This window comes from Kitasatospora sp. NPDC096204 (genome assembly GCF_044763205.1).
Lineage (GTDB): Bacteria > Actinomycetota > Actinomycetes > Streptomycetales > Streptomycetaceae > Kitasatospora.
On sequence record NZ_JBIWFT010000016.1, the window covers coordinates 98,599 to 123,757 of the forward strand.

Here is a 25,159-nt window from a genome sequence, read left to right on the forward strand (position 1 = left end):
ACGACCTGGAGCGATCTCGTCCGGAAATGCGCCACCGGCGCCGCCTCCGGCCGAAACCGCTGCTCCGGAAGGTGCCGCCGCCGCTCCGGCCGGTCCGGCGGGCCGCGCCGCGCTGGCAGAATTGGTGCGTGATCGACGCACGACGGCTGCGGACCCTGCGGGCCGTGGCGGACCACCGCACCGTGACCGCCGCGGCGGCCGCCCTCTACCTGACCCCCTCCGCGGTCTCCCAGCAGCTGGCCGCCCTGGAGCAGGAGACCGGCCACCACCTGCTCGCCCGGGAGGGCCGGGGTGTGCGGCTGACCGCCGCCGGGGAGATCCTGCTCGGCCACGCCGACGTGGTGCTCGCCCAGCTGGAGCGCGCCGAGGCCGACCTCGCCGCGTACAGCGCGGGCGTCTCCGGAGAGGTCACCGTCGCCTCCTTCGCGACCGCCATCGCCTCCGTGCTCGCCCCGGCCGTCGGCCTGCTCGCCGAGCGCGCCCCCGGGGTGCGGCTCAAGGTGCTGGACGCCGAAGGGGACGCCAGCCTGCCGATGGTGCTGGACGGCCGGGCCGACCTCGCGGTGGCCGTCGAGTACCGGGGCGCGCCGCGCGCCGACGACGCCCGGCTGACCAGGGTGCCGCTGTACGCCGAGCCCTTCGAGGCCGTGCTGCCGCTCGGCCACCGGCTGGCCGCCGAGTCGGGACCGCTGGCCGTCGCCGCGCTCGCCGACGAGCCGTGGATCGGGCCGTACCCGGGCAACCCCTGCCACGACGTGGTGCTGCTGGCCTGCGAGCACGCCGGGTTCCAGCCCCGGCTGCTGCACTCCTCGGACGACTTCCGGGCCGTGGTCGCGCTCGCCTCGGCGGGCCTCGGGGTGGCGCTGGTGCCGCGCTCGGCGCTGCGCGGGGTGGACCTGTGCGAGGTCGCGGTGCGCCCGGTGGACAGCGAGCTCGCCACCCGCAGGGTCTTCGCCGCCGTCCGGGCCGGCGCCGACGGGCATCCGCTGGTGCGGCCGGTGCTGGACTCCCTCGCCGAGGCGGCCGCCGCGGGCGCGTGAGCCCGCCGGACGGGTACCGACCGCAGGACGGTACCGACCGCAGGACGGTACCGATCGCAGAACGGTACCGATCGGTACCGTTCGGCGTCGGGGGTGGTTAGGATCTGCCGCGTGGCAGTCAACGCGAGGGCGCGCCTGCTGAGCACGGCCGAGTCCCTCTTCTACGCCCACGGGATCCGCGCGGTCGGCGTGGAGCGCATCCTCTCCGAGTCCGGCGTGGGCCGGGCCTCCTTCTACCGGCACTTCGCCGGCAAGGAGGCGCTGGTGACGGCGGTCCTGGAAGGCCGCGACGTCCGGTGGCGGGAGTGGCTCACCGAACGGGTCGCCGCCCACGGCGGCCACCCGCTGCACGTCTTCGACGCGCTGGCCGAACGCTTCGCGGCGCGGGACTACCGCGGCTGCGTCGCGATCAACACGATGACCGAGATCGCCGACCCGGCCAGCCCGGCCCGCCGGATGGCGGCCCTGCACAAGACCCGCGTCATCGAGCTGGTCGAGCAGCTCATGCGGGGCGCGGACGTCCCCCGACCCGGGGAGCGGGCACGGCAGTTCGCGCTCCTGATGGACGGCGCCATCGTCACCGCCCTGCGCGAGGGCACCCCCGACGCCGCCTGGCGGGCCCGGGGCATCGCCGAGGCCCTGCTGGCGACCTGACCCGCTGCCGGAGGCCGGGCGAGCGGCCCGGGCAGCCCGGGCTCAGCCGCGGTCCGGCGCCGCCGGGCTGCCGTCGGGGCGGACTCCGGCGAACTCGTCCAGGACGGCCACCCGCAGCTCGTGGGCGCCGTCGGCGCGGTAGAGGTACCAGCGGCCGCGGGCCAGGACGAGGTCGGCGTACCGGACGTCCAGCCAGGGGCCGTCCGGGGTGAGCCGGTGCCAGCCGCGCGGGTCGGCGGAGGCGGCCAGGCCGCAGCGCTCCTCGTAGTTGCCGCAGGCGTCCGCCGAGCCGTCGTAGAGCGCGAGCCAGCCGTCCGGGTCTTCCCGCGCGGCGGCGACGGCCCACGGGCCGAGGCCGACGACCGGGCCGCCCGGCGGCTCGCGGCGGTCGCGGAGGACGCCGGGGCGCTGGGCGTCCGCGTGCTCGTCGAGACCCACGACTCCCACCGGGGCGGACGGGCGGTGGCCGGGCTGCTGGCCCGGGTCGCCCACCCGGCCGTGGGCGCCGTATGGGACCTGATGCACACCCATCTCGCGGGCGAGACGCCGGTCGAGACCCGGGCCGCGCTCGCCCCGTACCCCGGCCACACGCAGGTCAAGGACATCGCCGGCCCGCACGACCGCACCCCGCTCCCGCTGGGCGCCGGCGTCCTGCCGATCGCCGACTGCCTGCGCCTGCTGGCGGCGGACGCGTGGGTCTGCTGGGAGTACGAGGCCCCCTGGCACCCGGCGGCCGCCCCGCTGCCCCCGCTGCTGCCGGCGGGTGCGGCCTTCCTCGCGGCCGCCGACCGTTCCGCCGATCCGGACGGTTTGTAGGGTATATCCGTACGACGATCCCACCGTCAGGAGAGCCGATGAACGCCAGTGCCGCACCCGAGACCCGGCTCCCGGTCGGGGTGATCGGCCTCGGCGACATCGCGCAGAAGGCCTACCTGCCGGTGCTCACCGCGCTGCCCGGCCTCGACCTGCGGCTGATGACCCGGGACGCGGCCAAGCTGGACCGGCTCGGCGAGGCCCACCGGATCGCCCCCGAGCACCGCTTCACCGACCTCGGCGAGCTGATCGCCGGCGGTATCCGCGCCGCCTTCGTGCACGCCGCCACCGACCAGCACGTCCCGATCGTCGAGCAGCTGCTCACCGCCGGGGTGGACGTCTACGTCGACAAGCCGCTCGACTACACCCTGGACGGCGCCCGCCGGCTGGTCGACCTCGCCGACCGCACCGGCCGCTCGCTGATGGTCGGCTTCAACCGCCGCCACGCGCCCGGCTACGTCCAGGCCAAGGAGCGCCCGCGCGACCTGATCGTCCTCCAGAAGAACCGCGAGGGCCTGGCCGAGGCCGCCCGCACCCTGGTGTACGACGACTTCATCCACGTCGTGGACCTGCTGCGCTTCCTGGCCCCCGGCGAGATCGAGCACGTGGACGTCCGGGCCCGCACCCGGGACGGACTGGTCGAGCACGTGGTGCTCACCCTCGGCGGGGCGGGGTTCACCGCGCTGGGCATCATGAACCGGGTCTCCGGCTCCACCGAGGAGGTGCTGGAGGTCTCCGGCGGCGACTCCAAGCGCGAGGTGCGCAACCTGGCCGAGGTGATCGACCACCGCGGCCAGCCGACCGTCCGCCGCCGCGGCGACTGGGTGCCGGTGGCCCGTCAGCGCGGCATCGAGCAGTGCGTACTGGCCTTCCTGGCGGCCGTCCGCTCCGGGCAGACCCTGGACGCCCACGACGCGCTGCGCACCCACGAGCTGTGCGAGCTGGTCGTCGAGCGGATCGAGGCTTCCTGGGAGTCCGCTGGGAGCGGGCTGTGAGGAGCTCGGACTGACCGTGCGTCACGTCACCCCGGTGGAACCGACAGTTCACCGGCAGGGTCTTGTCGGGGCATTTTCTACGCGCGTATCTTGAGGGGCGCCGCGGGGGGCGGGCGTCCGTCCTCCGCTTCTTCCCCATGCGAGCAGCGCGCGCTCGAAGCGCGCCTCCGCCCGGACCGCCGTGCCACACCAGTGCCGCACGGCGGAGCTAGGAGTCCTGCCCCGGTGACCACCGCCCCCGCACCCCGCCCCCGCAGAGCCCTGCTGCGCGCCGCCCTGATCCCGGCGTCGCTGGCCGCCTCGCTGGTGCTCGTCCCGCTGCCGGTGGCCACCGCCGCCTCCGCCGCGACCCCCGCCCCGACCGAGGTCGGCCCGCTGCGGATCCACGACATCCAGGGCAACACCCGGATATCCCCGCAGGCCGGCAAGCCGGTCACCGGCGTGCCCGGCATCGTCACCGGCGTGCGCGCGTACGGCAGCTCCAAGGGCTTCTGGATCCAGGACCCGAACCCGGACGCCGACCCGGCCACCAGCGAGGGCGTCTTCGTCTTCACCGGCGGCAACCCGACCGTGAAGGTCGGCGACTCGGTGCTGGTGAGCGGAAAGGTCACCGAGTACTACCCGAACCTCGGCGGCGGCTCGCAGTCCCTCACCGAGATCTCCGCCCCGGGGGTCACCGTCCTGTCGGCCGGCAACCCGCTGCCCGCCCCGGTGGTCGTGGACACCCGCAACATCCCCGGCACCTACGCCCCGCCGGCCGGTGCGGACGGCTCCATCGACGGCGTGAAGCTCGACCCGGAGAAGTACACCCTGGACTTCTACGAGTCCCTGGAGGGCATGCTCGTCCAGGTCAAGGACGTCCGGGTGATCCAGGCGACCGACAAGTACAACGAGCTGTGGGTCGCCGCCGACAAGCAGGACCAGCGCAGCAAGCGCGGCGGCGTGCTGTACGAGTCCTACCGCGAGCCCAACGTCGGCCGCCTGATGATCCAGCAGCAGGCCCCGACCAACCAGCAGCCCTTCCCGGTGGCCAACGTCGGCGACGAGCTGACCGGCGCCACCACCGGCCCGCTGGACTACAACAACTTCGGTGGCTACACCCTGGTCGCCGGCACCATGGGCACGCTGAAGGACAACCACCTCCAGCGCGAGGTCACCGCCCAGGCGACCGACCGCGAACTCACCCTCGCCACCTACAACGTGGAGAACCTGGCCCCGGGCAACCCGGACGCCAAGTTCGCCGAGCTGGCCCAGGGCGTCGTCACCAACCTGCGCTCGCCCGACATCGTCGCCCTGGAGGAGATCCAGGACAACAACGGCGCCAAGAACGACGGCACGGTGGACGCGAGCCAGACCGTCGCCAAGTTCGTCGCCGCGATCAAGGCGGCCGGCGGCCCGGCCTACGACTGGCGCTCGGTCGACCCGCAGGACGGCAAGGACGGCGGCGAGCCCGGCGGCAACATCCGCCAGGTCTTCCTGTTCAACCCGCAGCGGGTGTCCTTCACCGACATCCCCGGCGGCACCGCCACCACCGCCGTCGGCGTGACCGGCACCGGCGCGAGCACCGCGCTGACCGCCTCGCCCGGCCGGATCGAGCCGAACGACGAGGCCTGGACCAACAGCCGCAAGCCGCTGGTCGGCCAGTTCTCCTTCCGCGGCAAGAAGGTCTTCGTCATCGCCAACCACTTCAACAGCAAGGGCGGCGACCAGGGCATCGACAGCCGCTTCCAGCAGCCGACCCGCGGCTCCGAGGTGCAGCGGATCAAGCAGGCCACCGTCGAGCAGGCCTTCGTCGCCCAACTGCTGGCCGCCGACAAGGAGGCCAAGGTCGTCTCCCTCGGTGACTTCAACGACTACCAGTTCTCGCCCGCGCTCGCCGCGCTCACCAAGGGCGGCGTGCTGCGCGACCTGGTGAACGAGCTGCCGGAGACCGAGCAGTACTCGTACGTCTACCAGGGCAACTCGCAGGTGCTGGACCACATCCTGGTCAGCCCCGAGGTCGGCTACGCCAAGTACGACGTGGTGCACATCAACGCCGAGTTCGCCCAGCAGGCCAGCGACCACGACCCGCAGGTGGTCCGCATCAAGCCGTAGTTCCACCCGTGGTTCCCCCCGCGGTTCCCCCCCCGCGGCTATCCTGCCTCCGCCGCCGGTGATCACCGGCGGCGGAGGCGGTGTCGTGTGACGGGGGAGAGCATGGAGTACCGGATCGAGCGGATCGGGCGGGGCGACTGGCAGCGCCTGCGGAAGGTCCGGCTGGCCCAACTCCTCGACACACCCCTGGCGTTCGGCGAGACCCACGAGCACGCGAGCCGGCACGGCGAGGGCGAGTGGCAGGCCCGGTGCGGCTGGCTCAACGAGCCCGAACGGCTCGGCCTGGTCGCCGTGGACGCCGCGGGGGAGTGGGTCGGCACCATGCTGTCCGCCCCGAACCGGGCGCAGGCCGGCGTGCTCGACCTGATCGGCGTCTGGGTGGACCCGGCGCATCGCGGCCGCGGGCGCGGCGTCGCCGACGCCCTGCTGGACGCGGTGCTCGCCTGGGCCCGGGTCCGGGGCGCCGGGCGGATGCTGCTCGGGGTGCACGAGGCGAACCCCCGCGCCGCCGCCTTCTACCTGCGGCGCGGGTTCGCCTACACGGGGGAGGACACCCCGTACGTCCTGGACGCCTCGGCGCGGATCCTGGAGATGGCCCTCCCGCTCGACCCGGCCGCGGCGGCCCGGCCCAGGTAGGACGGCCCGGCCCTGGTGGCCCGGCCCGCGTGGCCCGGCCCAGGTAGGTCGGCCCGGCCCGGGGCGGACGACTCGGGCGAGGCAGGACGGCTCCGACCAGGCAGGACGGCTCAGCCCAGGTAGTCGGCCAGCGCCTCGCCGGTCAGCGTGGAGCGGGCCGCGACCAGCTCGGCCGGAGTGCCCTCGAAGACCACCCGCCCGCCGTCGTGGCCGGCGCCCGGACCGAGGTCGATGATCCAGTCGGCGTGCGCCATCACCGCCGGGTGGTGCTCGATCACGACGACCGACTTGCCGGACTCGACCAGCCGGTCCAGCAGCCCGAGCAACTGCTCGACGTCGGCCAGGTGCAGCCCGGTGGTCGGCTCGTCCAGGACGTAGACACCGCCCTTGTCCGCCATGTGGGTGGCCAGCCTGAGCCGCTGCCGCTCGCCGCCGGAGAGCGTGGTGAGCGGCTGGCCGAGGCTCAGGTAGCCGAGCCCGACGTCGGCGAGCCGCTCCAGGACGCGGTGCGCGGCCGGGAGCTTCGTCTCGCCCGAGCCGAAGAACTCCTCCGCCTCCGTCACCGACATCGCCAGCACCTCGGCGATGTCCCGCCCGCCCAGGTGGTACTCCAGCACCGCGGGCTGGTACCGCTTGCCCTCGCAGTCCTCGCAGGTGGTGGCCACCCCGGCCATCATCGCCAGGTCGGTGTAGACCACCCCGGCGCCGTTGCAGGTCGGGCAGGCGCCCTCGGAGTTGGCGCTGAACAGGGCCGGCTTCACGCCGTTGGCCTTGGCGAAGGCCTTGCGGATCGGCTCCAGCAGCCCGGTGTACGTGGCCGGGTTGCTGCGCCGGGAGCCCTTGATCGCGCCCTGGTCGACGGAGACCACGCCCTCCTCCGCCCGGAGCGAGCCGTGGATCAGCGAGCTCTTGCCCGACCCCGCCACCCCGGTCACCACCGTGAGCACCCCGAGCGGGACGTCCACGTCCACGTCCCGCAGGTTGTGGGTGTTCGCGCCGCGGATCTCCAGCGTGCCGGTGGGCTTGCGCACGGCGTCCCGCAGCGCCGTGCGGTCGGCCAGGTGGCGGCCGGTCGCCGTGCCGCTGGTGCGCAGCCCCGCCACGTCGCCCTCGTAGCAGACCGTGCCGCCGGCCGTACCGGCCCCCGGGCCGAGGTCGACCACGTGGTCGGCGATCGCGATGGTCTGCGGCTTGTGCTCCACCACCAGCACCGTGTTGCCCTTGTCCCGCAGGCGCAGCAGCAGCCGGTTCATCCGCTCGATGTCGTGCGGGTGCAGGCCGGTGGTCGGCTCGTCGAAGACGTACGTGGTGTCGGTGAGCGAGGAGCCCAGGTGGCGGATCATCTTGACCCGCTGCGCCTCGCCGCCGGACAGGGTGCCGGAGGGGCGGTCGAGCGAGAGGTAGCCGAGGCCGATCTCCACGAAGGAGTCGAGGGTCTGCCGGAGCGTGCCGAGCAGCGGCCCCACCGACGGCTCGTCGAGGTCGCGGACCCAGGTGGCGAGGTCGCTGATCTGCATCGCGCAGGCGTCGGCGATGCTGATGCCCGCGATCCTCGAGGAGCGGGCCGCCGCGCTGAGCCGGGTGCCCTCGCAGTCGGGGCAGGCGGTGAAGGTCACGGCCCGCTCCACGAAGGCCCGGATGTGCGGCTGCAGCGCGTCCTTGTCCTTGGACAGCATGGACTTCTGGATCTTGGGGATCAGGCCCTCGTAGGTCAGGTTGACGCCGTTGACCTTGACCTTGGTCGGCTCCCGGTACAGGAAGTCCCGCAGCTCCTGCTCGGTGAACTCGCGGATGGGCTTGTCCGGGTCGAGGAAGCCCGAGTTGGCGTAGACGCCGACCGTCCACCAGCTGTCCGTCTTCCAGCCGGGGATGGTGAACGCGCCCTCGGAGATCGACTTGCCGTCGTCGTACAGCTGGGTGAGGTCGATGTCCGAGACCGAGCCGCGGCCCTCGCAGCGCGGGCACATGCCGCCGGTGATGCTGAAGCTGCGCCGCTCCTTGACCGTCCTGCCGGCCCGCTCGACGGTGACGGCGCCGGCGCCGCTGATCGAGGGGACGTTGAAGGAGAACGCCTTGGGGGAGCCGATGTGCGGGGTGCCTAGGCGACTGAACAGGATGCGCAGCATCGCGTTGGCGTCGGTGGCGGTGCCGACGGTGGAGCGCGGGTCGGCGCCCATCCGCTGCTGGTCGACGATGATCGCGGTGGTCAGGCCCTCGAGGACGTCCACCTCGGGGCGGGCCAGGGTGGGCATGAAGCCCTGGACGAACGCGCTGTAGGTCTCGTTGATCAGCCGCTGGGACTCGGCGGCGACGGTGTCGAAGACCAGGGAGCTCTTGCCCGAGCCGGACACCCCGGTGAACACCGTCAGCCGGCGCTTGGGGATGTCGACGCTGACGTCCTTGAGGTTGTTCTCGCGTGCGCCGTGCACGCGGATTAGGTCGTGGCTGTCGGCGACGTGCGGCTGCGCGTCCGTCCGGTCGGGCATCGTGGTCTTCGCTCCCTGGCTCTCGGTGGTCCGTGGGTGTCCTGAAGGGTACGGGTACCGGCGGGGGTCAGCCCAGCTCGTTGAAGCGGACCATGTTGCCCGCCGGGTCGCGGAACGCGCAGTCGCGGACGCCGTACGGCTGCCGGGTCGGCTCCTGGACCAGCTCGGCGCCGCCGGACTTCAGCCGGTCGTAGACGCCGTCCAGGTCGCGGGTGCCCAGGACGATCCGGGCGAAGGTGCCCTTGGCCATCATCTCGGTGACGGTCCGCTGCTCGTCCTGGGTGCGGCCCGGGTCGGCGGACGCCGGCTCCAGCACCAGGGAGACGTCGGGCTGGCCGGCGGGGCCGACGGTGATCCAGCGCATCGGGCCGCCGCCGATGTCGCTGCGCACCTCGAAGCCGAGCAGGTCGCGGTAGAAGGCGAGGGAGGCCTCGGGGTCGGTGTGCGGGAGGAAGGTCCAGTGAATGGTGATGTCGCTCATGACTGCAACGCTAGGGGTGCACCCCGGTCGGGCGCTTCTCGAATCCTGATCGGTCGGGGCGGGCCCCGATCGGTCGCCGCGGTCCCCGACCGATCCGCGCGGGCCCGACCGGTCACGCGCGGGCGCCCCGGCAGAACGCGACCGTGCCGGCCGCACCACCTCGTCGGTGGCCGCGGCCGGCACGGTCGGCCCGCCGCTAGCAGTCGGGGATGGTCGTGCCGTTGTTGTCCTTGGCCTGGTCGCTGCCCCAGCGCGACAGGTAGTACGCGGAGACCCACTGGCCGGCCGGGCCGCCGTCCGAGTCCGTCTTCAGCCACCAGTGGTTGTAGCTGCTGCCGTTCGACACCTCGCGGCCCCAGGCCTTGCAGTAGACGTAGTTCGTCCCCTGGTTCAGCGTCCCGGTGGCGTTAGTGGAGGTCGGCGAGGAGTAGACGCTCGCGCTGGCGAAGGTGTCCACCCAGTACTTCCCGGTGGCGGGCGGGGTGCCGCCGCCTTCGCAGGTGGGGATGGTGGTGCCGCTGTTGTCCTTGGCGACGTCGTTGCCCCACCGGGAGAGGTAGTACGCGGACACCCACTGGCCACCGGGGCCCACGTCCGGGTCGGTCTTCAGCCACCAGTGGTTGTAGGCGCTGCCGTTGGAGACCTCGCGGCCCCAGGCCTTGCAGTAGACGTAGTTGGTGCCCTGGTAGAGGGTGCCGGTGCTGGTGGTGGAGGTCGGGGAGCCGTACACCGGAGCGTTGGCGTTGGTGTCCACCCAGTACTGGCCGCCGTTCGACGGGGGCGGCGGGGTGGTCGGGGTGGAGTTGCCGGGGCCGTACAGGCGGATGGCGCCGTAGTAGTCGCTGTGCGAGGAGAGCGCCACCACCCGGACGTAGCCGCCGGAGTACGGGGCCTCGACGATCCAGCCCTGTCCGAGGTACATCGCGACGTGGTGGATGGTGGAGGCGGTGTTGCCGAAGTACACCAGGTCGCCGGGGAGCAGCGGTGCGGTCCCGTCCGACCTGTAGTAGCGGGCGACGGCCCGCGAGGTCGGCCACTGGGTCCGCGTGGTGCCGTTGATGACGTCCTGGCCGACGGCCAGGTAGTACGCGTAGCGGACCATGCCGGAGCAGTCCAGGCCGCGGACGTTGCAGTCGTTGGGCGCGCCGTTGGCCGAGTCGCAGAGGCCGTACGTCGGGCCGGGCTGCGAGCCGTGGCCGCCGCCCCACGAGTACGGGGTGCCTATCAGGCCGCAGGCGGAGCGGACGGCGGCGTCGGCCTGGGAGGCCGCGCCGGTGGAGAGCACCGCGCAGGAGGGCGTCGCCTGGGCCTCACCGGCGCCGGCGAAGAACACCCCGACCGACACCAGCAGCGACAGCAGGGCCGCCAGCCGGAGCGGGGCGATCAGCCGTCTTGACAGAAGGTTTACGCGCGTAGTCATGGTGGCGCATCCTTTCGGAATCGCTGACTCCGGGTCAATGGTTGTCGTCCACACACCCCCTGTGGCCGCTGTAGCTGCCGGTTCGGGGCTCGCGGACCCCGTGATCGGCAACTTTCGAATAGGGGTTGCCAAAGCCCTGTCCAGCCGGAATCTGCCGGTCCGGATTCCCGCCGTCCGCCGCCGGCATGCCGGTGCGCCGGTCGAACGGCGCGACCGGCGCGAACGGATGTCGAAAAACAAGCAAGCATGATTGCTTTTTTCTCGGGGCGGTGCCACGCTGCTGCTCGGCGCCACCCCGCCCGAGGGTGCGCCCAACTCACCGGCAGGGGAGGCGCATTGGCGCGCGACGGCACGGTACTGCGGATCGGCAACGCCTCGGGGTTCTACGGGGACCGCTTCGCGGCGGTGCGGGAGATGCTCACCGGCGGGCCGCTGGACGTGCTCACCGGGGACTACCTGGCCGAGCTGACCATGCTCATCCTCGCCCGGGACCGCTTGAAGGATCCGTCGCTCGGCTACGCCCGGACCTTCCTGCGCCAGATGGAGGAGTGCCTCGGCCTGGCCCGGGAGCGCGGCGTGCGGATCGTGGTCAACGCGGGCGGCCTCAACCCGGCCCGGCTCGCCGAGGAGCTGCGCGCGCTGGCCCGGCGGCTCGGCGTCGAGGCGGCCGTCGCCCATGTCGAGGGCGACGACCTGCTCCCGCGCCGCGCCGAACTGGGCTTGCCCGATGATCTGTTGGCCGCCAACGCCTACCTCGGCGGGTTCGGTGTCGCGGCCTGTCTGGCCGACGGCGCCGACGTGGTGGTGACCGGCCGGGTGACGGACGCGGCGCTGGTCGTCGGCCCCGGGATCGCCCACTTCGGCTGGACCCCGCGGGACCTGGACGCCCTGGCCGGCGCCGTGGTGGCCGGGCACGTCCTGGAGTGCGGCGCCCAGGCGACCGGCGGCAACTACGCCTTCTTCCAGGAGCACGACGTCACCCGCCCCGGCTTCCCGCTCGCCGAGCTGCACGCCGACGGCTCCAGCGTGATCACCAAGCACCCGGGCACCGGCGGCGCCGTCACCACCGGCACCGTCACCGCCCAACTCCTGTACGAGACCGGCGGATCGCACTACCTCGGCCCCGACGTCACGGCCCGGCTGGACACCGTACGGCTCACCGGGCAGGGCCCGGACCGGGTCCGGATCGACGGCGTGCGCGGCGAGGCCCCGCCGCCGACCCTGAAGGCGGGCCTCAACCGGCTCGGCGGCCACCTCAACGAGGTGGTGTTCGTCCTCACCGGCCTGGACATCGAGGCCAAGGCCGCCCTGGTCCGGCGGCAGTTCGACGACGCCCTGCCGCCCGGCGCCCGCCCCGCCGAACTGCGCTGGACGCTGGCCCGCACCGACCACCCGGACGCCCCGACCGAGGAGGCCGCCTCCGCGCTGCTCCGGCTGGCCGCCCGGGACCCGGACCCGGCCAAGGTCGGGCGCGAACTCGGCGAGGCGGCCGTCGAGTTGGGGCTGTCCGGCTATCCGGGCTTCCACCTCACCGCCCCACCGGGGCCGGGTGCGCCGTACGGGGTGTTCAGCGCCGCGTACGTCGACGCCAAGGCCGTCGAGCACACCGCCGTCCTGCCGGACGGCCGCCGGATCGCCGTACCGCCGCCGCCCGTCACCGGGCGGGCCCGTCCGGTGGAGGGCGAGCTGCCCGAGCCGCTGCCGGCCGGCCCGACCCGGCGGGCTCCGCTCGGGCTGGTGGCCGGCGCCCGCAGCGGTGACAAGGGCGGGGACGCCAACCTCGGCGTCTGGGCCCGTTCCGCGGACGGCTGGCGCTGGCTGGCGCACGCCCTCACCGTCGAGAAGCTGCGCGAACTCCTTCCCGAGACCGCGGAGTCGACCGTCACCCGGCACGTGCTGCCGAACCTGCGCGCGGTCAACTTCACCCTCACGGGACTGCTCGGCGAGGGCGTCGCCGCCCGGCACCGCTTCGATCCGCAGGCCAAGGCCCTCGGCGAGTGGCTGCGCTCGCGCCGGCTCGACATCCCGACCACGCTCCTGGACAGCCCGGAGGCCCCGCTGTGACCGTCCTGACCACCCGCGTCGACCCGGCCGGGCCCGAGTACGCCGAGCACCGCGCCACGATGCTCGGCCGGCTCGCCGAGCTCGACGCCGAGCACGCCAAGGCGCTGGCCGGCGGCGGCCCCAAGTACGTGGAGCGCCACCGCAAGCGCGGCAAACTGCTGGCCCGTGAGCGGATCGAGCTGCTGCTCGACCCGGACTCGCCCTTCCTGGAGCTGTCCCCGCTGGCCGCCTGGGGGAGCGACCACCCGGTGGGCGCGGCGCTGGTCACCGGCATCGGTGTGATCGAGGGCGTCGAGTGCGTGGTCACCGCCAACGATCCGACGGTGCGCGGCGGCGCCAGCAACCCGTGGACCCTGCGCAAGGCCCTGCGGGCCAACGAGATCGCGCTGAACAACCGCCTCCCGCTGGTCAACCTGGTCGAGTCCGGCGGCGCCGACCTGCCCAGCCAGAAGGAGATCTTCATCCCCGGTGGCGCACTCTTCCGCGACCTCACCCGGCTGTCCGCCGCCGGGATCCCCACCGTGGCCGTGGTGTTCGGCAACTCGACGGCCGGCGGCGCCTACGTACCGGGCATGTCCGACCACACCGTGCTGGTCAAGGAGCGCGCCAAGGTGTTCCTCGGCGGCCCGCCGCTGGTGAAGATGGCCACCGGCGAGGAGGCCGACGACGAGTCGCTCGGCGGCGCCGAGATGCACGCCCGGGTCTCCGGCCTGGCCGACCACTTCGCGGTGGACGAGGCGGACGCCCTGCGGATCGCCCGCCGGATCGTCGCCCGGCTGGACCACCGCAAGCCCGGCCCCGCCCCGGACCCGTCCGCCGAGCCGCCGAAGTACGACGAGGAGGAGCTGCTCGGCATCGTCCCGGGCGACCTCAAGGTGCCCTTCGACCCGCGCGAGGTGATCGCCCGGATCGTCGACGGCTCCGACTTCGACGAGTTCAAGCCGCTCTACGGCGCCAGCCTCGCCACCGGCTGGGCCCGCCTCCACGGCTACCCGGTCGGCGTCCTGGCCAACGCCCAGGGCGTGCTGTTCAGCCAGGAGTCCCAGAAGGCCGCCCAGTTCATCCAGCTGGCCAACCAGCGGAACATCCCGCTGCTGTTCCTGCACAACACCACCGGCTACATGGTCGGCAGGGACTACGAGCAGGGCGGCATCATCAAGCACGGCGCGATGATGATCAACGCCGTCGCCAACTCGAAGGTCCCGCACCTGTCCGTGCTGATGGGCGCCTCCTACGGGGCCGGCCACTACGGCATGTGCGGCCGGGCCTTCGAGCCGCGCTTCCTGTTCGCCTGGCCGAGCGCCAAGTCCGCGGTGATGGGCCCGCAGCAGCTCGCCGGGGTGCTGTCGATCGTCGCCCGGCAGTCCGCCGCGGCGAAGGGGCAGCCGTACGACGAGGACGCGGACGCGGCGATCCGGGCGATGGTCGAGCAGCAGATCGAGGCCGAGTCGCTGCCGGTGTTCCTCTCCGGCCGGCTCTACGACGACGGCGTGATCGACCCGCGCGACACCCGTACGGTGCTCGGCCTGTGCCTGTCCGCGATCCACAACGCGCCGGTCGAGGGCGCACACGGCTACGGCGTCTTCCGCCTCTAGAAGCCCCTGTGGAAGCCGTAGAAGCCCTGAAGCCCCGAGAAGCCCTGGAAGCCCTGTCAACGGCCCCGCACAGGACCCCGTAAAGGACCCCCGAGACAATGATCACCAACCTGCTGGTCGCCAACCGGGGTGAGATCGCCCGCCGGGTCTTCCGCACCTGCCGGGAGCTCGGCATCGCGACCACCGCCGTCCACTCCGACCCGGACGCCGGGTCCCCGCACGTGCGCGAGGCCGACGCCGCCGTCCGGCTGCCCGGCGCCGCGCCCGCCGACACCTACCTGCGCGCGGACCTGATCGTCGGGGCCGCGCTCGCCGCCGGGGCCGACGCCGTCCACCCCGGGTACGGGTTCCTCTCCGAGAGCGCCGGGTTCGCCCGGGCGGTGCTCGACGCCGGCCTGGTCTGGGTCGGCCCGCCGCCGGCCGCGATCGCCGCGATGGGTTCCAAGACCGCCGCCAAGCGGCTGATGGCCGAGGCCGGGGTGCCGGTGCTGGGCGCGCTCACCGAGCCCTCCGAGGCCGATCTGCCGCTGCTGGTCAAGGCCGCGGCGGGCGGCGGCGGGCGCGGCATGCGCGTGGTGCGGAGCCTGGCCGACCTGCCCGGCGCGCTCGCGGCCGCCCGGGCCGAGGCGGCCAGGGCCTTCGGCTCGGACGAGGTGTTCTGCGAGCGCTACCTGCCCGCCGGACGCCACGTCGAGGTCCAGCTGCTGGCCGACAGCCACGGCACCGTCTGGACGGTCGGCGACCGCGACTGCTCGCTCCAGCGGCGCCACCAGAAGGTGATCGAGGAGGCCCCGGCCCCCGGCCTGCCGGCCGACGTCCGCGCCGGACTGCACGCGGCGGCCCGCGCCGCGGCCCGGGCGATCGGCTACACCGGCGCCGGCACCGCCGAGTTCCTGCTCGCCGAGGACGGCCGGTTCTTCTTCCTGGAGATGAACACCCGGCTCCAGGTCGAACACCCGGTCACCGAGGCCGTCACCGGACTGGACCTGGTGGCGCTGCAACTCGCCGTCGCCGAGGGCGACGCGCTGCCGCCCGAGCCTCCGGCCTCCCGCGGGCACGCGATCGAGGCCCGGCTCTACGCCGAGGACCCGGCCAGGGACTGGCAGCCCGCCACCGGCCCCCTGCACCGGCTCGAACTGACGCTCCCGTACCAGGAGTTCACCAGTGCCGGAGCCGGAGCCGGAGCCGGAGCCGGAGCCGGAGCCAAAGCCGAAGCGGGCGCCGGACTGCGACTGGACTCCGGCGTGGCGGCCGGCAGCGAGATCACCCCGCACTACGACGCGATGCTCGCCAAGGTGATCGCCTGGGCCCCCACCCGCGCCGCCGCCGCCCGCCGGCTCGCCGACGCCCTCGCCCGCGCCCGCGTCCACGGCCCGGCCACCAACCGGGAGCTGCTGGTCCGGGCCCTGCGCCACCCGGCGTTCCTGGCCGCGGACCTGCACACCGGCTTCCTGGCCGAGCACGCCGCCGAGCTCACCGCCCCGGACACCAAGGGCGCCGACCGCGCCGCCCTGGCCGCCGCCCTCGCCGACGCGGCCGGCCGCCGCGGTGCCCTGCCCTCCGGCTGGCGCAACCTGCCCTCCCAGCCGCAGCTCAAGCGCTACCGGGCCGAGGACGGCACCGAGTCGGCCGTCCGCTACCGGCTCACCCGGGCCGGCCTGCTGGCCGAGGACCACCCGGGCGTCGAGCTGGTCGAGGCCGCGCCGGACCGGGTCGTGCTGTCCGAGGACGGGCTCCGCCGCACCTACCGCGTCACCCGGTACGGCGACCGGGTGCACGTCGACACCCCGGCCGGCTCCGCCGCGCTCACCGCCCTGCCGCGCTTCCCCGACCCCACCGTCCGCACCGACCCCGGCGCCCTGCTCGCCCCGATGCCCGGCACCGTCGCCCGGGTGGCCGCCGCCGTCGGGGACACCGTCACCGCCGGCCAGCCGCTGCTGGTGCTGGAGGCGATGAAGATGGAGCACCGCATCGCCGCCCCGACCGACGGCACCCTCGTCGAACTGCGCGCCGCCCCCGGCCGGCAGGTCGAAACCGGCACCCTGCTGGCCGTCGTCCAGCCCACCGAAGCCTGAGGAAGGACCCCGCATGTCCACCATCGGCAGTCAGCTCCTGGAGACCCCCGAACGCCAGGCCCTGCGCCGGGCCGTCGGCGACCTCGGCCGCCGCTACGGCTCCGCCTACTACCTCGCCAAGGCCCGGGCCGGCGAGCCCGCCGACGAACTGTGGGCGGAGGCCGGCAAGGCCGGCTACCTCGGCGTCAACCTGCCCGCCGAGTACGGCGGCGGGGGCGGCGGCATCACCGACCTCGCCATCGTCCTGGAGGAGCTCGGCACCGCGGGCTGCCCGCTGCTGCTGCTCATCGTCTCCCCGGCGATCTGCGGCACCGTGATCGCCCGCTACGGCACCGAGGAGCAGAAGCGGCGCTGGCTGCCCGGCCTGTCCGACGGCAGCCGCAGGATGGCCTTCGGCATCACCGAACCGGACGCCGGCTCCAACGCGCACCGGATCTCCACCGTCGCCCGCCGGGACGGCGAGGACTGGCTGCTGACCGGCCGCAAGGTCTTCGTCTCCGGCATCGACCACTGCGACGCGGTGCTGTTCGTGGCCCGCACCGAGGACGCGCGGACGGGCAAGCTGAAGCCCTGCCTGTTCGTCGTCCCGCGCGAGACCCCCGGCTTCGAGTACCGGGCGATCCCGATGGAGCTCGTCGCCCCGGAGAAGCAGTTCCAGGTCTTCCTGGACGACGTCCGGCTGCCCGCCGACGCCCTGGTCGGCGACGAGAACGCGGGTCTGCTCCAGCTGTTCGCCGGCCTCAACCCCGAGCGCGTCCTCACCGCCGCGTTCTCCCTCGGCCTCGCCCGCCAGGCCCTCGGCAAGGCCGTCGAGTACGCGAAGACCCGCACCGTCTGGTCCACCCCGATCGGCGCCCACCAGGGCCTGGCCCACCCGCTGGCCCAGTGCGCGGTGGAGATCGAGCTGGCCCGGCTGATGACCCAGAAGGCCGGGCTGCTCTACGACGCCGGCGAGGACCTCGCCGCCGGGGAGGCCGCCAACATGGCCAAGTACGCCGCCGGCGAGGCCGCCGCCCGGACCGTCGACCAGGCCGTGCAGACCCTCGGCGGCAACGGCCTGACCCAGGAGTACGGGCTGGGCGCGCTGCTGGCCGCCACCAGGGTCGGCCGGGTCGCTCCGGTCAGCCGGGAGATGGTGCTCAACTACGTGGCCCAGCACACCCTGGGGCTGCCCAAGTCGTACTGAGCCTCGACGTCGCGAACGGAGGTGCGGACGCCCTCGCACCGGTCCCGGTGGCCGGTGCGAGGGCCCGCGGTCGGGGGAGGGCCGGGGGCGCACGGGCACGGTGCGCACCGCCGCGTCGGGCGCCCCCCGGGAGCAACCCGCGCCACCCGAGCTCCCGCACGGGTTCCCCACAATGGCCGAGCCAGGCCCCCGACTGTCCGTATGCTCCTGAACGCGCCCCGCACGGAACTGCTCGCCGGTTTTGTTGCTACGTCAACTTCCTTACTGGAGGCTCACCTTGGTGTTCCGCAGCGAGTTCCCCGACGTTCCCGTGGTCGACCTGCCGATCCACGAAGCGGTGCTCGGCGCCGCGGCGAGGTACGGCGACCGCCCGGCCCTGATCGACGGCGTCACCGGCGACAGCGTCACCTACGCCCAACTCGCCATCACCGTTGAGCGGATGGCCGCCGGCCTGGCCGACACAGGCGTCCGCCGCGGTGACGTCGTCGCCCTCTTCAGCCCCAACTCGACCGCCTACCCGATCGCCTACTACGGTGCGAGCAGGGCCGGCGCCACCATCACCACGGTCTCCTCCTTCGCCACACCCACCGACCTGGCCGGCCAGCTGAGCGACAGCGGCGCCCGCTGGCTGGTCACCGTCTCCGCCTTCCTGCCGACCGCCCGTGCGGCCGCCGAACTCCTCGCCGAACAGGGCCGCCCGCTGGCCGAGATCGTCGTCCTGGACGGCGCCGAGGGCCACCGCTCGCTCACCGACCTGCTGACCACCACCGCCCCCGTCCCCGAGGTCGCCGTCGACCCGGGCGAGGACATCGCCGTACTGCCGTACTCCAGCGGCACCACCGGCCTGCCCAAGGGCGTGATGCTCACCCACCGCTCGATCTCCACCAACCTCGCCCAGTGCGACGCCCTCTACCACCCAGCCGAGGGCGAACGGGTGCTCGCCGTCCTGCCGTTCTTCCACATCTACGGCCAGGCCGCACTGCTCAACCAGCCGCTGCGCTGCGGTGCCACCGTGGTCGTGCTGCCCCGCTTCGACCTGGAGCAGTTCTGCCGCACCGTCCAGGAGCAGCGGGTACAGGCCCTGGTGGTGGCCCCGCCGATCGCCATCGCGCTCGCCCGGCACCCGATCGTGGACCGGTACGACCTCTCCTCGGTCGAGTACCTGCTGTGCGCCGCCGCCCCGCTCGACCGCGAACTCGCCGACGCCTGCGCCCGGCGCCTGGGCCTGCCGCACCTGCTCCAGGGCTATGGCATGACCGAACTCTCCCCGGTCACCCACGTCGTCTCCCCGCGCGAGGCGGACCCCTCGCCCGGCTCCGTCGGCCGGATGCTCCCCTCCACCGAGCTGCGGATCGCCGCCCTGGACGGCTCCGACGGCGACCTCGGGCCCGACGAGCACGGCGAGCTGCTGATCCGCGGCCCGCAGGTGATGAAGGGCTACCTCGGCCGCCCCTCCGAGACCGCCGCCGTGGTCGACGCCGAGGGCTGGCTGCACACCGGCGACGTCGGCTTCGTGGACGGACGCGGCTACCTGCACATCGTCGACCGGGTCAAGGAACTGATCAAGTACAAGGGCTACCAGGTCGCCCCCGCCGAGCTGGAGGCCGTCCTGCTCGGCCACCCGCAGATCACCGACGCCGCCGTGATCGGAGTCCGGGACGCCGAGGGCACCGAGTGCCCCAAGGCCTTCGTGGTCCGCGCCCCGGGCAGCACCCTCACCGCGGACGAGGTCACCGGGTACGTCGCCGGGCAGGTCGCCCCGTACAAGAAGGTCCGCGTCGTGGAGTTCGTGGACACCGTCCCCAAGTCCGCGGCCGGCAAGATCCTCCGGCGCGAACTGCGCGCCCGCGAGGCCGCTCGCACCGCCGTCCACTGACCGGCCGCAGGCGCCCCGGCGGCCGAGGACCCGCACCCGTCTGTGAGGATCTTCGTGCCGCGCCCCGACCGGGAGCCGCCGCGCCCCGACCGGAACAGGAACCGCCCGCCGCCATGACCAGCCACCCCGCCGCCCGTACCCCGCAGCAGGACCGCAGCCGAGCGACCAGGGCCCGGCTGCTGGCGGCGGCCGTGGACTGCCTGGCCGAACTGGGCTGGCACGGCTCCACCGTTGCGGTCGTCGCCGAGCGGGCCGGGGTCTCCCGGGGCGCGGCCCAGCACCACTTCCCGACCCGCGAGGACCTCGTCACCGCGGCCGTCGAGCACGTCACCGCCGAGCGGCTGGCCGCCGTCCGCGCCCACGCGGACGAGCTGCCGGCCGCCGGACCGGACCGCACCCGCGCCGTCGTCGACATGATCGTGCGCCTCTACACCGGCCCGCAGTTCCGCGCCGCCCTGCACCTGTGGACCGCCGCCGCCACCGAGGAGTCGCTGCGTGAGCGGATCATCGCCCTGGAGGGCCACGTCGGCAGGGAGGCCCACCGGGCCGCCGTGGAGTTCCTGGACGCCGACGAGAGCCGACCCGGCGTCCGTGAATCCGTGCAGGCCACGCTGGACCTCGCCCGCGGACTGGGCCTCGCCAACCTGCTCACCGACGACAGCCACCGACGTTCCGGAGTGATCCGGCAGTGGGCGGGCGTTCTGGAGAGTACGCTGCGGCCGGTACGCCCATGACGCCCGTACACCCGGAGCGGCCGGAAGCCCCTGACCAAGGGGTCGCCGGGCGGCCGATGTCCGTGCAGTCTGGAGAAGAACCCCGGCCGGCACGGACCGCGAGGCCCACCCGGCCGGGCACGAGCCGAACCGGGGTGCTGCCTGATCATGCACGGACACGAGTGGGACGCTACCGACGCCGCCGACCCGGCACCGGGCGGTACCCCGGGCCGCCCCGAGGTCGCGCACCCCGAAGGCCACCGGCTCGTCCCGTTCGCGACGGCGCTGCTCCAGGACGACGGACTGATCCTGCACTGGAGTGAGGACGCCGAGACCCTCCTGGGCTACACCGCCGAGGAGGCCGTCGGCAGCTACGCCGCCCAGCTGCTCACCGACGAGTCCGACCGCACCGAGGTGCTCGACCTCTTCCAGCGGATCATGAGCGGTACCGGCTGGTCCGGCGTCTTCCCGGTGCGCCACCGCGACGGCCACAAGGTCGACCTGGAGTTCCGCACCTACCCGATCGCCGGCCCGGCCGGCACCCTGCTGCTGCTCGCCACCGCCTCCGACACCCGCGCCCTGCACGCCGTCGAGGCCGACCTCGCGGTGCTCGACGGCATCTTCGACCGCTCGCCGATCGGCATGGCCGTCTACGACACCGAGCTGCGCTACGTCCGGATCAACGAGGCACTCGCCCGGATGAACGGGGTACCGGTCGCCGCCCACCTCGGCCGCCGGATATCCGCCGTACTGCCCGGCATCAACAGCGCCGAGATCGAGCAGATCATGCGCCAGGTGCTGACGACCGGCAAGCCCGTGGTGGACGCCCGCTCGCACGGCAGGGTCCCCGGCGACCCCAAGCGGGACCACGCCTGGTCCGCCTCCTACTTCCGGCTGCAGGACTCCACCGGCCGGATCTTCGGCGTCTGCTCCTCGATCATCGACGTCACCGAGCGCTTCCAGGCCGAGGCCCGCGCCGCCCGCGCCCAGGAACGGCTCGCCATGATCGCCGAGGCGACCGCCCGGATCGGCACCACCCTCGACCTCCAGCGCACCGCCGAGGAGCTGATCGAGGCCGTCGTCCCCCGGTTCGCCGACTTCGCCACCGTCGACCTGCTGGAGCCGGTGCTGCGCGGCGCCGAGCCCACCGCGATCCCCTCCGACCGCAACATCACGCTGCGCGCCGTCGCCGTCGGGGAGTCCTACGAGACCGGCCTCGCGAACGCCGTGGACGTGATAGGCGAGACCTCCGAGTACGCCCCCGACCGCAGCTACGTCCAGTGCCTGCGCAGCGGGAAGCCGCTGCTGCGCGCCCGCGTGGACGAGGAGGCGCTGCGCGGACTGGTGGCCAGCGAGGACCGGGTGGCCCCCGGCATGGCGGCCGGCATCCACTCGTACCTGATGGTGCCGATCACCGCCCGGGGCATGGTCCTCGGCGGCTCCGAGTTCATCCGGATGCGCAACCCCCACCCGTTCACCGCCGCCGACGTCGCCCTCGCCGAGGAACTGGTCGCCCGCACCGCGCTGGCGCTCGACAACGCCCGGCTCTACCGCCGCGAGCGGGAGACCGCCCTGACCCTCCAGCGCAGCCTGCTGCCGCAGGAGGTGCACCGCACCCTCGGCCTGGAGATCGCCTACCGCTACCTGCCCAGCAGCGTGGTCAGCGAGGTCGGCGGCGACTGGTTCGACGTGGTGCCGCTGTCCTGCGGGCGGGTCGCCCTGGTGGTCGGCGACGTGATGGGCCACGGCATCCGGGCCGCCGCCACGATGGGCCAGCTGCGCACCGTGGCCCGGACCCTCGCCACCCTCGACATGCCGCCCGAGCAGGTCCTCACCCGGCTGGACGAGACCGCCTCGGGAATCGGCGAGGGCCAGTTCGCCACCTGCATCTGCGCGGTGTACGACCCACTGGAACGCACCGTCCAGGTCGCCTCGGCCGGGCACCTGCCGCCGGTCCGGGTCGCCCCCGACGGCACCGCCACCCGGGTGGACGTGCCGCCCGGGGTGCCGCTGGGCGTCGGCGGGGTGGCCTTCGAGTCGATCGAGTTCACCGTCCCCGAGGGCGGCATGGTCACGCTCTACACCGACGGCCTGGTCGAGCGGCGCGGCCAGGACCTGGACGCCGGGATCGACCAGCTCGCCCGCACCGTGGCCGGCCCCGGCCGGACCCTGGAGGAGAGCTGCGACGCCGTCCTCGCCGCGCTGGTCACCGACGGCACCGAGGACGACATCGCGATGATCATGGCCCGGGTGCTACCGCTGCCCGCCGACCGGATCGCCAGCCTGCCGCTGTCCGGCGGCGGCAGGCTGCCCGGCAGGGCCCGCCGCTTCACCCGCGCCACCCTTGAGGCCTGGGGCCTGTCCGCGCTCACCGACTACGCCGAACTGCTGGTCAGCGAGCTGGTCACGAACGCCCTGCTGCACGCGGACGCCCCGCGCCGGCTGAGACTGTTCCGCGACCGGGTGCTCACCGTGGAGGTCTCCGACGCCGGCGGCCAGACCCCGCAGCTGCGCCCGTTCGCCGAGCAGGACGAGGGCGGGCGCGGGATGTTCCTGGTCAGCGAGCTGGCCCAGCGCTGGGGCAGCCGGCTCACCCGGGACGGCAAGGTGGTCTGGGCGGAGCTGGAACTGCCCTTCGGGGTCTCGTAGGAACGACCGTTCCGCGAACGAGAACGGCCGTTCCCCAGGGGGAAACGGCCGTTCTCATCCGTTCTCATCCGTTCTCGGGCGTCCTCGCGGGTCTCTACGCGTCGACCTTCGGCTGGACGGCCGGCACGTCGACGGTGCCCTCCGCGCCGCTCTCCGCCCCGGCCCTCCGCTCGGAGAGCCCGCGCAGCAGCCGCCAGGCCATCACGGCCGCACCGACCAGCAGCGCGGCGGCCAGCAGTCCGGCGCTGTTCATGCCGTGGACGAAGGACTCCCGGGCGCTCGCCAGCAGCGGCTGGGCGAGCTCCGGGGACAGGCCCCGGGCCGTCTCGACGGCCGAGCCCAGCGACTCGCCGGCCCGGGCGGCGGCCGCCGGGTCCGTTCCGGCCGGGACGGCCAGACCGCTCGCGTACAACGAGCCGACCACCGAGCCCACCAGCGCGATGCCGAGCGCGGTGCCCAGCTCGTACGCCGTCTCCGAGACCGCCGAGGCGGCGCCGGCCTTGTCGGCGGGCGCGGCGTCCAGCACCAGGCCGGCGCCGAGCGTGTAGACCACGCCCTCGGCCGTCCCGACCAGCAGGAAGGAGGCGGCCAGCAGCAGGTAGGTGGTGTCCTGCGACAGCCAGCCGAGCGCGCCCACGCCCAGACCCATCGCCAGCAGACAGACCGTCAGGGCCTTGCGGGCGCCGAAGCGCCGGGCGATCGCGGCGGTCAGCAGGCCGCCGGCCACCGAGCCGGCGAAGGCCGGCAGCTCGGCCAGGCCCGCCTGGAGCGGCTGGTAGCCGCGGACCAGCTGGAGGTACTGCGAGACCACGAAGATCACGCCGGAGAGTCCGACCAGGGAGATCAGCGAGGCCGAGACGGCCGCGGTGAACCGCCGGTCGCGGAACAGCCGGACGTCGAGCAGCGGGGTCTCCAGCCGCAGCTGGCGGCGGACGAAGACGAACAGCGCGGCGGCGCCCAGCACGAAGGCGACCGGCACGTCCCAACGGTCCACGCCGTGCGCGGCGGCCTCCTTGACCGCGTACACCACGCCGATCACACCGGCCATCGACAGGAACACGCTCAGCACGTCCCAGCGGCCCGGCTTCGGGTCCCTGGACTCCGGCAGCAGCCAGGCGCCGGACACCAGCAGCAGGATCAGCACCGGGATGTTCATCAGGAACACCGAGCCCCACCAGAAGTGCTCCAGCAGCACCCCGCCGACCACCGGTCCGAGGGCGGCGCCGGCGGTGGCCGCCGCACCCCAGATGCCGATCGCGGTGGCCCGCTCCCGGTCGTCCGGGAAGAGCCCGCGGATCAGCGAGAGGGTGGAGGGCATGATCGTCGCCCCGGCCACGCCGAGCAGGGCGCGGGCCAGGATCAGCCAACCGGCGCTCGGCGCGTAGGCGGCCAGCAGCGAGGCGGCGCCGAACGCGGCGGACCCGGCCAGCAGCAGCTTCTTGCGGCCGATCCGGTCGCTCAGGGCGCCCATGCTGACCAGCAGGCCGGCCAGGACGAAGGAGTAGGAGTCGCCGATCCACAGCAGCTGGGTGCCGCTGGGGCGCAGCGTCTCGCTGATCGAAGGGATGGCGAGGGAGAGGACGGTCGCGTCCAGGGCGACCACGGTCACGGCCAGGACGAGGACGGCGAGGCCGGTCCAGCGCTGGCGGGCGGTCAGGGTGTTCATGGTTTATCGGTGTCCGGCCTGTGGTCGGCGGTGCTGTGGGTGGGGGTGGTGGTGCTGCCGGCGAGGGGAGCGGGAGTACGGACGTCCGGTCTGCGCAGCGCGCCGCCGAGGAACAGCTCGGCGAGCGAGAAGGCGGCGTCGCGCGGGGCGAGCCGGCCGTCCTGGATGGCCCAGCCGACGCCGGCCACCAGGTCGAAGAAGGCCTCGCTCAGCCAGGCGGCGCTCAGCTCGATGCGGAACACGCCCTGCTGCTGGCCGCGCAGGAAGAGCGCGTGCAGCCGGGCGATCTGGACCTCCCAGAGGTCGTTGATGTCCTCGTGCTCGTAGAGCTGGTTCTCGCCGGCCAGGAAGGCGCAGAGCGTGGCGTCCGGGACGGAGGCGTCCACCAGACGGCGCAGCGCGGCCTCGGCGTCGCCCTGCTCGACCACGGCGGTGTCCAGCGCGGTGGCGAACCGGCGCAGTCCGAGCAGGCCGATCTCGCGGATCAGCGCGTCGCGCCCCGGGAAGAGCCGGTGCAGCGTGGCGCGGCTGATGCCGGCGGCGCGCGCGATCTCGTCCAGGTGGGCGGTCGGGCGGCGGGAGAGCACGCCGACGGCGGCTTCCAGGACGGTGTCGCGATCGGTGGCCATGAGTCGAGTCTAGTTCACATGAGACACTGATGTCTCATTATTGATTTCCGGCTCTCATCTGAGGCATGGAGAATCGATGTCCGGGCA

Annotated in this window: 18 protein-coding genes; 13 read left to right on the plus strand and 5 right to left on the minus strand. The window is 73.7% G+C overall.

What is annotated here, in order from left to right:
• The first annotated feature begins 128 nt into the window (after positions 1-128).
• The 6 genes from ACIQ87_RS19540 to ACIQ87_RS19565 all read left to right on the plus strand — a co-directional run bounded on the left by ACIQ87_RS19540 (position 129) and on the right by ACIQ87_RS19565 (position 6,232).
• Positions 129-1,040 carry a LysR family transcriptional regulator gene (locus ACIQ87_RS19540; protein ID WP_402408086.1) on the plus strand — a complete coding sequence of 304 codons (912 nt, stop codon included), beginning with the start codon at positions 129-131 and terminating at the stop codon, positions 1,038-1,040.
• Positions 1,041-1,151: 111 nt separating this feature from the next.
• Entirely contained in the window at positions 1,152-1,694 is a 543-nt protein-coding gene (locus ACIQ87_RS19545; RefSeq protein WP_402408088.1) for a TetR/AcrR family transcriptional regulator, read from the plus strand.
• Between the two features lie 216 nt (positions 1,695-1,910).
• A complete protein-coding gene (locus tag ACIQ87_RS19550; protein WP_402408091.1) occupies positions 1,911-2,510 on the plus strand; it encodes a sugar phosphate isomerase/epimerase family protein in 600 nt (199 codons plus the stop codon).
• Between the two features lie 38 nt (positions 2,511-2,548).
• Complete coding sequence (locus tag ACIQ87_RS19555) at positions 2,549-3,502, plus strand: Gfo/Idh/MocA family protein (RefSeq protein ID WP_402408093.1); 954 nt, start codon at positions 2,549-2,551, stop codon at positions 3,500-3,502.
• Between the two features lie 225 nt (positions 3,503-3,727).
• Positions 3,728-5,596, plus strand: coding sequence for an endonuclease/exonuclease/phosphatase family protein (locus ACIQ87_RS19560; protein ID WP_402408096.1), 1,869 nt, complete (start codon positions 3,728-3,730; stop codon positions 5,594-5,596).
• Positions 5,597-5,683: 87 nt separating this feature from the next.
• Positions 5,684-6,232: a GNAT family N-acetyltransferase gene (locus ACIQ87_RS19565; RefSeq protein WP_402408098.1), complete on the plus strand. Its 549-nt coding sequence runs from the start codon at positions 5,684-5,686 to the stop codon at positions 6,230-6,232.
• Between the two features lie 110 nt (positions 6,233-6,342).
• Here ACIQ87_RS19565 and ACIQ87_RS19570 read toward each other — a convergent pair whose 3' ends face one another.
• From ACIQ87_RS19570 to ACIQ87_RS19580, 3 genes are all read right to left on the minus strand, one after another.
• Positions 6,343-8,718, minus strand: a complete 2,376-nt coding sequence (locus tag ACIQ87_RS19570) for an ATP-binding cassette domain-containing protein (RefSeq protein ID WP_402408101.1) — start codon at positions 8,716-8,718, stop codon at positions 6,343-6,345.
• Between the two features lie 67 nt (positions 8,719-8,785).
• Positions 8,786-9,199, minus strand: a complete 414-nt coding sequence (locus ACIQ87_RS19575; RefSeq protein WP_392871222.1) for a VOC family protein — start codon at positions 9,197-9,199, stop codon at positions 8,786-8,788.
• A 196-nt stretch (positions 9,200-9,395) separates the two neighbouring features.
• Positions 9,396-10,619, minus strand: coding sequence for a C40 family peptidase (locus ACIQ87_RS19580; RefSeq protein ID WP_402408104.1), 1,224 nt, complete (start codon positions 10,617-10,619; stop codon positions 9,396-9,398).
• A 336-nt stretch (positions 10,620-10,955) separates the two neighbouring features.
• Here ACIQ87_RS19580 and ACIQ87_RS19585 point away from each other — a divergent pair, with 336 nt between their 5' ends.
• From ACIQ87_RS19585 to ACIQ87_RS19615, 7 genes are all read left to right on the plus strand, one after another.
• A complete protein-coding gene (locus ACIQ87_RS19585; RefSeq protein ID WP_402408107.1) occupies positions 10,956-12,683 on the plus strand; it encodes an acyclic terpene utilization AtuA family protein in 1,728 nt (575 codons plus the stop codon).
• Positions 12,680-14,278 carry an acyl-CoA carboxylase subunit beta gene (locus ACIQ87_RS19590; protein WP_402408110.1) on the plus strand — a complete coding sequence of 533 codons (1,599 nt, stop codon included), beginning with the start codon at positions 12,680-12,682 and terminating at the stop codon, positions 14,276-14,278. The genes ACIQ87_RS19585 and ACIQ87_RS19590 overlap by 4 nt, the downstream gene beginning before the upstream one ends.
• Positions 14,279-14,376: 98 nt before the next feature.
• Complete coding sequence (locus ACIQ87_RS19595) at positions 14,377-16,353, plus strand: acetyl/propionyl/methylcrotonyl-CoA carboxylase subunit alpha (protein WP_402408111.1); 1,977 nt, start codon at positions 14,377-14,379, stop codon at positions 16,351-16,353.
• Positions 16,354-16,366: 13 nt separating this feature from the next.
• Positions 16,367-17,539, plus strand: a complete 1,173-nt coding sequence (locus tag ACIQ87_RS19600; protein WP_402408113.1) for an acyl-CoA dehydrogenase family protein — start codon at positions 16,367-16,369, stop codon at positions 17,537-17,539.
• 277 nt (positions 17,540-17,816) lie between these two features.
• A complete protein-coding gene (locus ACIQ87_RS19605) occupies positions 17,817-19,415 on the plus strand; it encodes a 4-coumarate--CoA ligase family protein (protein ID WP_402408115.1) in 1,599 nt (532 codons plus the stop codon).
• Between the two features lie 113 nt (positions 19,416-19,528).
• Complete coding sequence (locus ACIQ87_RS19610) at positions 19,529-20,149, plus strand: TetR/AcrR family transcriptional regulator (RefSeq protein ID WP_392871252.1); 621 nt, start codon at positions 19,529-19,531, stop codon at positions 20,147-20,149.
• Positions 20,150-20,296: 147 nt separating this feature from the next.
• Positions 20,297-22,777 carry a SpoIIE family protein phosphatase gene (locus ACIQ87_RS19615; protein WP_402408118.1) on the plus strand — a complete coding sequence of 827 codons (2,481 nt, stop codon included), beginning with the start codon at positions 20,297-20,299 and terminating at the stop codon, positions 22,775-22,777.
• A 94-nt stretch (positions 22,778-22,871) separates the two neighbouring features.
• Here the strand turns inward: ACIQ87_RS19615 and ACIQ87_RS19620 are convergent, their stop codons facing one another.
• Together ACIQ87_RS19620 and ACIQ87_RS19625 are read right to left on the minus strand one after the other, a co-directional pair.
• On the minus strand, positions 22,872-24,443 hold the full coding sequence (locus ACIQ87_RS19620) for an MFS transporter (protein ID WP_402408121.1): 1,572 nt from the start codon (positions 24,441-24,443) through the stop codon (positions 22,872-22,874).
• Entirely contained in the window at positions 24,440-25,072 is a 633-nt protein-coding gene (locus ACIQ87_RS19625; RefSeq protein WP_402408123.1) for a TetR/AcrR family transcriptional regulator, read from the minus strand. Before ACIQ87_RS19625 ends, ACIQ87_RS19620 begins: the two co-directional genes overlap by 4 nt.
• Positions 25,073-25,159: the final 87 nt, after the last annotated feature.